7 protein-coding genes are annotated in these 12787 nt (G+C 35.6%); all 7 read left to right on the top strand.

What is annotated here, in order from left to right; genetic code table 11:
- The first annotated feature begins 32 nt into the window (after positions 1-32).
- The 7 genes from FHX64_RS03435 to FHX64_RS03405 all read left to right on the top strand — a co-directional run bounded on the left by FHX64_RS03435 (position 33) and on the right by FHX64_RS03405 (position 12786).
- A complete protein-coding gene (locus FHX64_RS03435; protein WP_183412432.1) occupies positions 33-617 on the top strand; it encodes an RNA polymerase sigma factor in 585 nt (194 codons plus the stop codon).
- A 62-nt stretch (positions 618-679) separates the two neighbouring features.
- The gene (locus tag FHX64_RS03430; protein ID WP_183412431.1) at positions 680-1660 is read left to right on the top strand and encodes a FecR domain-containing protein; all 981 of its coding nucleotides are present in this window, start codon (positions 680-682) and stop codon (positions 1658-1660) included.
- Positions 1661-1843: 183 nt separating this feature from the next.
- A complete protein-coding gene (locus tag FHX64_RS03425) occupies positions 1844-5209 on the top strand; it encodes a SusC/RagA family TonB-linked outer membrane protein (RefSeq protein WP_183412430.1) in 3366 nt (1121 codons plus the stop codon).
- Between the two features lie 12 nt (positions 5210-5221).
- Positions 5222-6955: a RagB/SusD family nutrient uptake outer membrane protein gene (locus tag FHX64_RS03420; RefSeq protein WP_183412429.1), complete on the top strand. Its 1734-nt coding sequence runs from the start codon at positions 5222-5224 to the stop codon at positions 6953-6955.
- Between the two features lie 143 nt (positions 6956-7098).
- Positions 7099-8052 (top strand): IS1595 family transposase, encoded by a 954-nt coding sequence (locus FHX64_RS03415; protein WP_183411871.1) that lies wholly within the window; start codon positions 7099-7101, stop codon positions 8050-8052.
- A 257-nt stretch (positions 8053-8309) separates the two neighbouring features.
- The gene (locus FHX64_RS03410; RefSeq protein ID WP_183412428.1) at positions 8310-9701 is read left to right on the top strand and encodes a sialate O-acetylesterase; all 1392 of its coding nucleotides are present in this window, start codon (positions 8310-8312) and stop codon (positions 9699-9701) included.
- Positions 9702-10098: 397 nt separating this feature from the next.
- Positions 10099-12786, top strand: coding sequence for a beta-galactosidase (locus FHX64_RS03405; protein WP_246392290.1), 2688 nt, complete (start codon positions 10099-10101; stop codon positions 12784-12786).
- Position 12787 lies beyond the last annotated feature (1 nt).

Raw genomic sequence — 12787 nt, 5'->3', positions numbered from 1 at the left:
CATACTTAACCTTAAAACTTGTACTGTTCCCTATGGAAAAATACAACGAAAATCAGGAAAAGAAATTAATTTTCAATTTGAAAAACGGTTCGCATACAGCATTTGATTCCATTTATAAATTGTATGCAAAGCGTTTATATGCTTACAGCCTTCAATATACAAAATCTGTAGAAGATGCTGAAGACATTGTGCAAGAGGTATTCATCAACCTATGGAACAACAGAATGACTATCCGGCAAGATGACACTCTAAGCGCTTTGCTCTTTATTATGGCCAAACATAAACTTATTAACGCATACCGGGCCAGGTTGAACCATCCCCATAGTGAAGAATACAAGGAATTTATGCATGCTCTTACTGTTGATGATACCCAACAACGTGTTGAATATGGGGATTTTGTCAAGCATTTTACGAAAATTCTATCAAAACTACCTCCAACTCAACAACGTGTTATTCAATTATCGAGATTTAACAGAATGACAAACAAAGAAATTGCAGAAACTTTATCATTAAGCGAACAAACGGTTAAAAATCAACTTTCGATAGGATTAAAGTCTTTACGGGAGAAATTAATGAGAATAATCGTCCTATGCGTACTGTTCGTTATTCCCTGGTAATTTATAAACGGTACTTTTTAATATGCAGCGTGTCTTTAATATAAACTATAAATCAGAATAAGGTGAACGAACTGGAACAAAAGTATAAAACAAATAACTTGACTGACGAAGAACTGAAAACACTAAGAGATTACGTCAATTCCATGTCGGATGAGCAATTAGCAACCCGTCTGTTTGATGAATGGCTGAATAATGGAACTGATTTATCATTTGTGGATTCTAAACGGCTGGATAAATTGAAGGAAGAAATCGATCGATCCATTGATAACTCACACTACAATTTTTTAAATATCAAGAAGATAGGACAAATAGCCGCAGCCATATTATTGCCTGTTTTCATTATAACAACTTTGTTTTTTTATAAGGAAAACCACCAATTGACTTCAGAAGAGATGGTGGTAACTACCGGCAATAATGAACGGGCAAATGTCAATCTGCCCGATGGAACCAATGTTACATTAAATTCCAATTCACGATTGGCATATGCACCTATGACGTATAACAAATCTACTAGACAGATTGTTTTTGAAGGGGAAGGGTATTTTCAGATTCGTAAAGACCCGGATCGGCCTTTTTTGATTGAAGCAAAAGGATTGAGAGTAAAAGATCTGGGAACAGTTTTTGACTTACGTGTATATGGAAATAGCAATACAGCGGAACTTGCCTTAGAGCGGGGGTGTGTACAATTTACCTCTATCAAAGCCAATCAAAATGTGATACTAGATTTAGGCGATAAGGCCATTTTGGAACAGAAAACCGGGAAAATTACTGTGATTCGGGCAAAAGATATTGAGAATGCTTCTGCTTGGAAAAGAGGATATTTGTCGTTCCATGCAACGGCTTTATGTGATATCATTAGCAATCTTGAAGCGTCTTATGGCGTCAATATCATTATTGATAATAAAACAATTAACGACTCCACCGATTTATTTACCGGCACAATTCCCATTACAAATCTGAATGAGGCGTTATTCATTCTTCAAAAGTCATATCATTTGAGTTGCCGTCAAAAACAGAAAGATATTATTCTGTATAAACCATAAGGTGTAGACGGAAGTTTGAAAAATAAGCCATCTTAAAACGTCCTTTTGTACAGGGACGTTTTTTTTTGAAAAAAAATTGTTTTTCTTGGTACTTTCTATGTTAACCGCTGTCTTTACTACTAAGACGGCACCTAAGGCTGTGAGAAGAATTTCTTTTTTAGTATTAATTTTAAAATTTACAACATGAAAGAACGTTTGAAAATGAAACATTTAGTATTGTTCTTTTTGCTGGGCTTTGTGTGTATATCGCACATCTATGCTCAAAAGCAAACAGTAACAGTACATATGAAAAATGGAACTCTTAGTGAATTGTTCTCTGCTATTGAGAAACAGACAACTTACCATTTCTCTTATCGTGATGTCATTATTGATAATCGAAAAGATGTTACGATTTCCCAAACGGATGTTCCCGTATCGGTGATTCTAAATGCTGTTTTGACAAATCGAAACCTGGTATATACTATTATTTCCAGCCAATCAATTGTGATCTCAGATAAGGAAGCTAAAGCAAAGAGGGACAATAGCCGAGAAACTCTTAGAAAGATTACGGGTATTGTAAAAGATGAAAAGGGGCAACCTCTTCCGGGTGTAACAGTTATGATTCAAGGGACAAAAACAGGTACGATTACAGATGCAAATGGAAATTATACGCTGCAAAATGTAGCTCCCAATCTAACTTTGGAGTTTTCGTTTGTAGGAATGCAGAAAAGTATGATTTTAGTAGGGGATAGATCTGTAATCAATGTGACAATGACAGAAGCCACTACTGGGTTGAATGAAATAGTAGTCGTGGGATATGGTACACAAAAAAAAGCGACTTTAACAGGCTCAGTGACCTCTGTTGGAGGTAACGATATTGAAGAGACACCTACGATGAATGTGACTAATGCTCTTGCAGGTAAAGTGCCTGGGTTGGTAGTTGTAGGGCAAAGTGGTGAACCTGGTGCAGATTATTCAGATTTATATATCCGTGGAAGGAGCAGCCTTAATGATAATTCTCCATTAATAGTAGTAGATGGAATTCCTAATCGTTCTTTAGAAAGAATTGATCCTTCAACCATCGAAAGTGTTACTGTGTTAAAAGATGCATCTGCAGCTATATATGGATCACAGGCTGCAAATGGCGTCATTTTAGTCACAACAAAAAGAGGGAAAGCTGAAAAGCTAACTTATTCTGTAAACATAGATCAGGGTTGGTCACAGCCAACTAAAATTCCCAAAATGTGTAATGCGACAGAGTTTGCCACTTTAGTAAATGAAGTTGATGCTTATAGCGGGCAGGCAGCCACATATTCGGCTACTGATATTCAGAAATATTCTAATGGGTCTGATCCATGGGGGCATCCAAATACTAAATGGTTTAATGCTCTTCTGAAAACATGGTCGCCTCAGACAACGGCTAACCTTTCTTTAACAGGAGGCTCTCGGAGCCTTAGAGTATTTGCCTCATTGTCTGCTCGATCTCAAGATGGATTTTTCAAAAGAGGAATAAGTAATTATAAGCAATATGATTTAAGGAGTAATATTGATGCAACATTAAGTAAATATGTTACAGCGAGAATTGATTTTAGTGGACGTTTGGAAGATGCTAACGCACCAACGTCTTCTTCGGCTTCAATCTTTGAAAGTATAGTTACAGCTAATCCTACAAAGCCTGCATATTGGCCAAATGGATTGCCTGGCCCTCCTTTGGATTTGGTAAGCCAAAGTAATCCTGTTATTCAAGCAACCTCTGCAAGTGGATATAATAATAGTCAAAATTATGTGTTAAATGTTGATGGAAAGTTAAACATTCAAATACCTTATGTGAATGGGCTTTCTTTGACATTTACTGGATCTGTTGATCGGGGATTAGATTATACAAAAGATTTTACTACACCTTATACTTTGTATTCTTGGGATGGCACTACGGTTAATAGCAGTGGTATTCCAGTTTTAAATAGTGCTTTATATGGAGGAAATGCCAAGTTAACCCAAGGATTAAATTATTCACAGCAATATTTAGTAAATGGATTAATTAATTATAAAGCAGATATTGCAAAGCATCATAATATTGGAGCCTTAGTGGGAGTTGAGGCTATAGAAAATACATCTAACTGGTTTACGGCAGCACGGTATAATTTTTCCACCACATATCCTGCTGAATTAAATTTTGGAGACCCTAATCAACAGTATGCTAATGGAGCAAATCCAGGTATGAATAGATGGATGAATTATTTTGGAAGATTAAATTATGCATATGACAATAAATACTTAGCTGAGTTTGTGTGGAGATATCAAGGTTCCAGTAAATTCTCACAGAAAGTGCGATGGGGGTTTTTCCCTGGAGTTTCTTTAGGTTATCGCATTTCTGAAGAAAAATTTTGGAATGATAATATTAAAAAAATCATCAATGACTTAAAGATACGTGCATCATGGGGGAAAACTGGTAATGATTTGATTAATCCATATCAGTTCTATTCTTTATATTCAACTTATTGGAGAAACTTTGTTACAAGCGACGGTACTAATCATACAACAATTACAGAAAGTCTTGCTGCTAATGTTTTAGCCCAATGGGAGGTGGCTACTCAATCGGATGTGGGGATAGATATGTATATGTTTAATAGTAAGATATCATTAACATGTGACTATTTCAATAATTTAAGAAGCAAAATTTTAATACCACAAACATCTTCTGTGCCTGGATCTACAGGTTTAACAGGCATCTTGCCTGATGTAAACATTGGGAAAGTCCGTAATCAGGGAGTCGATTTTGATATTACGTATGCTGACCATATTAATGACTTTAAATTTCGTATCGGGTTGAATGGTTGTTATGCCAAAAATAAAGTATTGTTTTTTGATGAAGCACCAGGTGCTCCTGCTTGGCAAATCCAAACGGGACATCCTATGTATTCTGGCCTGTACTATAAAGCTATCGGAATATTCCATACACAAGCGGAGGTTGATAAATATCCACATATGGATGGAGCGCGCCCTGGTGATATTATTTTTGCTGACATTAATGGTGATGGTAAAATTAATGCTCTTGATGAAGTTCGTATTTATAAAAGTAGTGTGCCTACTCTTACTGGCGGTGTGAATTTATATGGTGAATATAAAAACTTTGATTTAAATGTTTTTATACAAGGACAAGCAGGAGCAGTCCGCTATGTACAACCTACAGGGAGTACCGAATTTAATTATTTGCAAAGTACATATGATAATCGCTGGACCACTAATAATCCTAATTCTAATTATCCCAGGACGTTTAATCGTAATAATGAATATTGGATGAATTCAAATAATCCGAGTACTTTCTGGCTTAAAAAGACGGATTTTATACGGTTAAAAAGCATAGAATTGGGATATAATATTCCTAAAAAGTATTTGGATAAAACAGGAATAAATCTCTTGAGACTTTATTTGAATGCCGTGAACTTATTTTGCTATTCTCCTGATATGAAAGATTTTGACCCAGAAATGGTTTATCAAAACGATGGACTTGTTGGAGAAGGGTATCCGCTCCAAAGAATTGTGAATATTGGATGCTCTATTAACTTTTAATTTTTAATTCATATGAGACAGATATTTAAATCAGCAATAATTGTTTCTATTTTCATCTTGAGTTTTACCTCTTGCAGTAATTATTTAAATACAGCACCTGGAAATCAATATGATGACGCTACGGTATGGCAAAATTCAACTTTAGTTGAAGAATTTGTTGATAATATTTACTTAGGTATTCCTTATCCATATCAGTGGTATATGAATGCATCTCTTACAGACGAGGCAATTCCAGTTCAATATGATGGAGTAGTCGGGGTGGTGCTTACTGGTACTATGACTCCAGATAATAAAGGAGCCTTTGATAACAACTGGGCTAATTGCATGGAAAATTATTGGTGGAATAGTTGTTATAATAATATCCGTGAATGCAATTTGTTTTTTGAGAAAATTAATCAGACACCATTTGCTGATCAGAATAGAAAAAGCCAAATTACAGGTGAGGTTCATTTTTTGAGAGCATATTTTTATTATTTGTTATTTATTCAGTATGGAGGTGTTCCTTTGATTGATAAAACTTATAATATAGGGGATAATTATTCTATAAAACGGAATACTTTGGCTGAAACAGTTACATTTATTGTTAATGATTTGGATAAAGCAGACTCTCTTATTGGTGATCAATCTGATAAAACTAGGGCTACCAAAGGATCTATTTTGGCTTTAAAATCGAGAGTATTGCTGTATGCAGCTAGTGATCTTTTTAATTCAAAAGCAAATTGGGCCCCAGGATATGCACATCCAGAATTAGTAAGTTATATGGACGATAATCGACAACAACGCTGGCAAGCTGCAAAAGATGCAGCAAAAGCTGTTATGGATTTAAATCAATACAGTTTGTATAATGATGGCTCTGATCCAACGACAAATTTTGAAAATTTATTTTTAAGCATGGATAATAATGAGCAAATTTTTATTGCCAAATATGATAAAATAAATTATCCATTTTATGGTACCGATTGGATTTCTTCAGTTTGTGGCACGCCTTCGTTTGGCGGTTTTGGATTGAATCAAGTTACGGCTAATTTAGCTGATGCTTTTGAAAACGCTGACGGAACTCCTTTTAACTGGGCTACACAATCGGCAGATCCTTACGTGCACAGAGATCCTCGGTTTTATGCAACTATTTTATATAATGGAGCTCCTTGGGTTGCAATGGATTGGAATTCATGGTCATTTGTCTCACATTCTGTGCAAACTGGAACATGGGCGAGTGGTGCGACAGGTAGTGATTTTAAGAGTGGTGAGTTTACGGGTTATTATATTAGAAAATTTATTGATCCATCTTTTTTTACTTACTATTATGGGCCAAGACAACCGCAGCCATATGTTCAAATCCGTTATGCAGAAATACTGCTGAATTATGCAGAAGCATGTATTGCTCTTGGAGAAGAAGATGAGGCAAGGAGAGTGATTAATTTAATTAGAGAAAGAGCGGGGATGCCAGATATAACTGACAGTGGTACTCAATTAGTTGCAAAATACCGAAATGAAAGAAGAGTAGAACTTGCTTGGGAATCACAGCGCTTCTTTGATGTTAGACGATGGATGATTGCCTCTCAGGCATATCAACCTGCTCTGGGAGTTCAAGTAACTTATCCCACGGATGGATCAACGGCTGATCCTGTATATAAGGAAGTGCAAGTAGAAAACAGAGCATGGACCAATAGTCAATATCTAATCCCAATTTCAAGATCAGAAATGCAGGCAAATCCTGCCTTGATTCAAAATCCTGGTTATAATTAAATTAAATGATTATCCGCAAAGCGACCTGTAGAAAAAGAGGCCAGAATTACGGTTGAGTTTGTAATAAAAAGTTCTCAATATATTTGTATAATTCATTGAAATACATTATATTTACAGCGTATTCAACAGTAAAAATACACGCTATGAATCTCTTGAATTTCATTCTAAATTTTCCCGATGAGGAATCCTGTATTGCGCATTTTAAGGCGCAACGGGATCAAATCGGTATTGTTTGTCCAAAATGCGGCAGCACAAAACATATTTGGCTTAAAAACAAGCTACGTTACGAGTGTACGCATTGTCATCATCGCCAGTCCATACGAAGGGGTACAGTATTAGAATTTTCTAAACTCCCTTTTCGTTACTGGTATGTTGCCATGCACCTTTTGACCAGTACCAAAAAATCTTTTTCGGCTTCCGAGTTGCAACGGCAACTGGGACATAAACGCTATCAACCCATTTGGGAAATGCACAAGAAATTGAGCGACATAATGGGTAAACGCGACAATGAATATCAGCTTTCGGGACAAATAGAACTTGACAATGCTTTTATTACCACTCTGATAAGTGATGACTGTAAGCAACAGAACTTAAAACGTGGTGCAGGCAGTCAGAATAAGTCTAAAGTCCTTGTAATGACAGAAAGCATTGTGGTTGAAAATCCAAAACCGGGTAAAAAGCCCAAAAAGATAAACCACATTAAAATGCAGGTAGTGCCTGATTTAAGAGCTGACACTGCCGTTGAAATTGTCAAAGAACAAATTGATTCAAAGGCGGAATTAACCACCGATGATTCAAAAACATTTTTTAAGCTACATCAAGCTGTGGAGTCTCAAAAGGCTCAGGTTATTGAACCAGAAGACCTTCAGAAGATACTTCCATGGGTTCATATCAGTATTGCAAACGTGAAACGTTTACTACTTGATATGCACCACCAGCTTAAAAAAGAGTATTTACAATATTATCTCAATGAGTTCTGCTATAAGTTCAACCGAAGATATTTCGGGGAAAAGATGTTCGATAGATTAGTGTTTGCCGCTGCAAATTACAATACCGATTTCAAATCCAGAATTTATAACAGGTCGCTTTGCGGATAATCATATTAAATTATTAGCGACGAATCAATAGAAATGCAATATTTTATATAAATGGTGACGACCTTTAAATTGTGGTTTTTAGAATAGATATTGTGCTGTTTTATTGATGAGTGTGTTGTGTCGATAAGATGTTTGTTATTAATATATGTCTTTGATGAAATAACAGCATCTTATCGATTTTATAGAAATGCAAATTAATATGTGTGATGTAACTAATGTGTTTATTCATAGAATTTTAATATAGTATTGCTGTGTCAATGAAGCGATTTATCTTTATCCTTTTGTCTGTGTCTTTGCCTATATTAGTTGTCGCCCAACCAAGTTTGAAATTGCCATCTATTTTAAGTAACCATGCAGTAATGCAAGCTAATTCTAATGTGAAATTATGGGGATGGGCAGCGTGTACTATCCCTGTGAAGATTGTATGTAGCTGGAGTCCTACTGATACTATTACAGCAATGCCATGTAAAGATTGTTCTTGGAAGGTAACAGTTAAAACTCCACAAGCAGGAGGTCCTTATTCTATGGAATTTTTCAGTGGCAATGAAAAAGTGATTATTAGAGACTTGTTGATGGGAAATGTTTGGTTGTGTTCCGGACAATCTAATATGGCATTTAGTTATGATTGGGGCGATTTGGATGCTGGAGATATACTTCAGTCTTGTAAAAATAATTTTATTCGTTTTTTTCAAATACAGCAGGGATTCAACGATTATCCCTCTGCTGATTGTAAAGGCGAATGGGTGGTGTGTGATTCAACTTCTATGAAGAACTTTAGCTTAATTGGTTATTTCTTTGGCAGTGAATTGTATAAATACCTTAAGCAACCTATTGGGCTTATTGGTTCTTATTGGAGTGGATCCTGCATACAGTCTTGGATTCCGCAGTATGTGTTTAAAGATACTGTTTTGCAACGTTTAGGAGATGATATTCTACCGATGATTTGGTCCCCAGTAGCTTTATCAGTTCTTTACAACGCTATGATAAATCCTATTGTAAATTACAAAATTGCTGGAAATATTTGGTATCAAGGAGAATCAAACACTGATCACCCACAATATTATGGATCACTTTTTAAAGCTTTGATTTTAAGTTGGCGCAAAAGCTTTCACAATGAATTCCCTTTTTATTTTATACAAATTGCTCCTTGGAGTGGCTATCAAGGTATTAATGGGGCATTACTTCGAGAACAGCAAGCTACGGCTTTATCCTTGCCGAAAACAGGTATGATTACCATTGGGGATTTAGTGGAGGATACAACCAATATCCATCCCAAGCTCAAACGTGCGGTTGCTGAACGATTATCAAATTTAGTGTTATCAGAGATGTACAATGCAGATTCATTACAAGCGTATCAACCTCATTTTAGCTTCATGAAAATTAAAAAAAACAAAGCTATACTTACTATTGCTTCTATTAGAAAGCTTACATTCAGAGGGCAAACCATTCACTGTTTTCAAATTGCCGGACAAGATAAGGTGTATTATTCTGCAGAAGCAGAAATACAGAAGGACGGCACAATTGTAGTAAGCGCCAGGCAAGTGAAGTGCCCAGTGGCAGTACGTTACTGTTTTACCAACGCTGCCATGCCTAATTTATTTGATATAAATGGATTACCGCTTGTTCCATTCAGGACAGATCATTGGTAAATATTTTTTATAGGGTTATTTATGTGTAACCATATATCTCTATTGTCTTTTCTACTGTTGCGTTATAGATGTGAATGATTTTCACTTCATTTGTACGGAACCTATACTTGAGGAATAATGTATATATACTCAACAACAATTTGTTATGTATGAGAGTGAGGTGTGTTTAAATGGTAATCTTGATGTTTGATGGTTAAGAATGAGAATTATAGCAAATAGTGATGCAGCAATACTGCATAGATTAATTGGACTACTCAAGATGGATGAAATGTATATGAGAAATACATACAAAAGAGAAAGAAGCCATATGTTAATTATAGGGTTTTGTCGGAGGATTTTCACCTTCAGTTTTAGCTTCATAACTATCTTATTATTGGTGGTTTTTCCTATTAATTGCATGTCACAACTACAATATAAGATTGATGCATCAAATGTTATGAGGGTACCTGAAATAGGACGTTTAAAAATGGGTAATTCAGGAACTAGAAAAGAAAGGATTCAGGTTAATAGCTTATATATGACTTGTGGAGGTAAACCTGTAATACCGGTAATGGGAGAAATCCATTTTTCGCGGCTTAAGCCGAATCAATGGGAAGATTGTATTCTTAAAATGAAAGCATGTGGGATCAATATAATCTCTACTTATCTTTTCTGGAATTATCACGAAGAAATAGAAGGTCAGTTTGACTGGAGACATGAAAAAAATATAAGAAAGTTTGTACAATTATGCCAGAAAGATAGTGTGAATGTTTTTTTACGTATAGGCCCGTGGTCACATGGAGAAGTTAGAAACGGTGGCACTCCAGATTGGATTCTCAGCAAAACATACTTAATAAACCGTTCCAATGATGTAGTATATCAACATTATGTGAAACAGTATTTTAGAGAAATTGCAAAACAGTTAAAGGGACTATATTATAAAGATGGTGGAAATATTATAGGGATTCAACTTGAGAATGAATATTGGTTTGAAAAAAGGGGAGAAGCTCATATTTTATGGTTGAAGAAAATTGTAAAAGAATTAGGCATGGATGTCCCTTTATATACAGTTACAGGGTGGGGTGGCGGGTCAGTGCCTCCCTTTGAAGTTATCCCAATGTGGGGAGGATATGCAGATGAACCGTGGTTAGAAAGTGTACATAAAGATGTATTGCCTTGGAACTTTAAGTTTGATTTTTTTCGTGACAATAAACATATTGGGAATAATCCGCTTAACCAAAAACAGTATATGAATTATGATAATTACCCTTATTTTACATGTGAAATGGGTGTTGGCGTCCAGAATACATATCATCGGCGACTAACTATTAATCCAATAGATGGATTAGGGATGGTTTTGGCTAAATTGGGGTCTGGTAGTAATTTAGTTGGTTACTATATGTTTGCAGGAGGAACAAATCCTCACGGTCTACTCCATTCAACTGAGGAAGAGCGACAAGAAACTGGAGGTTGGAGTCGTCTTCCTGTTAAGTCATATGATTTTCAAGCTGCTATTAAGGAGTCTGGAGAACTCTCTGATTCATACTTTCAAGTTAAAAAGATTAACTATTTTCTCAATGATTTTGGTGATAGATTAGCCCCAATGTTACCGGTAGTTTATCACAATACCCATGATAGTTTACAATTAGCTGTGCGTTCGAATAATACATCCGGGTTTCTTTTTGGAATTAATTATTGTCGATATGTACCTAAAAAGATTTTATTACATAGACAATTCTGTGTGAAGTTCTCAAACGAAACTCTTGTCTTTCCCTCAAAAGGGATTGATATTCCAGATAGTACTTTGTTCGTTTGGCCAATGAATTTCAGCATGGGTTCTATTATACTTAAATATGCTACCGCGCAGCTGCTTTGTGAAGATGGTAACTCTTATATATTCTTTCAGAATAATAAAATTCAACCTGAGTTTGCTTTTGATCATAGAACTATTCGAACTGTAACAACTTCTACCGGCGTTACGAGAAAAAAGGGAAATTTAATTGTGATTTCCAACCTTGTTCCGAGCAAGGATTGCGTCATTACGTTAAAAGCTAAGAATGGAGATGTGGAGCATATTATTGTGCTTAACGAGCGTGATGCAGAGCATGCTTGGTTATTCAAACGAGATGGTAGAACAGAATTCTATATTTCAAACGCAAGCCTTTATTTAAACGGAAATAATATATGGGCTCTTTCTACCCAAAGAGATGTTTCGTTATATCATTTACAGAAAGAGGTGTTTATCCACTCCAATATTTCATCTCAGAAACAAAATACGCATATTCAATTAACTACTCATTCATTGTTTGCTGATTCAAAGTGGTTACAATCAGGTGATTTTAAAAAAATACCTGATTATATGGAGCGTTATCATCGTTTTTTTTTCAAAGAGTTTAGCTTAAGTAATCCATCTTCTTTTCGTAAGGTGACATTATATATTTATCCTGAAACTTGTTGTCAATTAAATATTAATCGTAAATGGGTACAACAAAAAATAAGATCTAATCAAGTAAATGCTATTGACATAACAGGATACGTCACTAAAGGGGATAACATGCTTTTCCTTGCTTTCCCTTTTGTTGTAGGGAAGAAGGAGTTTGCAGCAAGGGTTATTGTAGAATATAGTAATGCGGATCGAGTAGATTTTTCGACAGATTTGTCATGGCTGACAACTGATATGTATACAATGCCGACCTCTTTTTCCGCATATAATCGTCCTGAACGTCCAACTATTGCTCCTTCTCCTATTTATGCCTCAAACTTAACTTGTCCGAATTTTAGAGAGTGGACATTAGCGATACCGCATGGCATTTTAGATAGTTTAAATGCATTTTATGTTCATATTAGATATATTGGCGATCGTGCTGAACTTTATAATGGTTACAGATTGGTCGCGGATGACTTTAATAACAACAAATCATGGCACATAGGGTTGCAGCGACTTAATCCTCCTCCGGAAGGCGACAATTTACGTTTGATAATCTATCCATTACGTCCATCTCAAAGAATATTTTTTGATATACCACCAAAGGTTAGTGATTATGGGAAGATGGAGATAAAAAATATTGAAATACAACGAGAACGTATTATACACATAACAGAATGAA

Source organism: Microbacter margulisiae, assembly GCF_014192515.1.
Classification (GTDB): domain Bacteria; phylum Bacteroidota; class Bacteroidia; order Bacteroidales; family Paludibacteraceae; genus Microbacter; species Microbacter margulisiae.
This window is presented reverse-complemented; position numbering and strand designations above follow the sequence as displayed.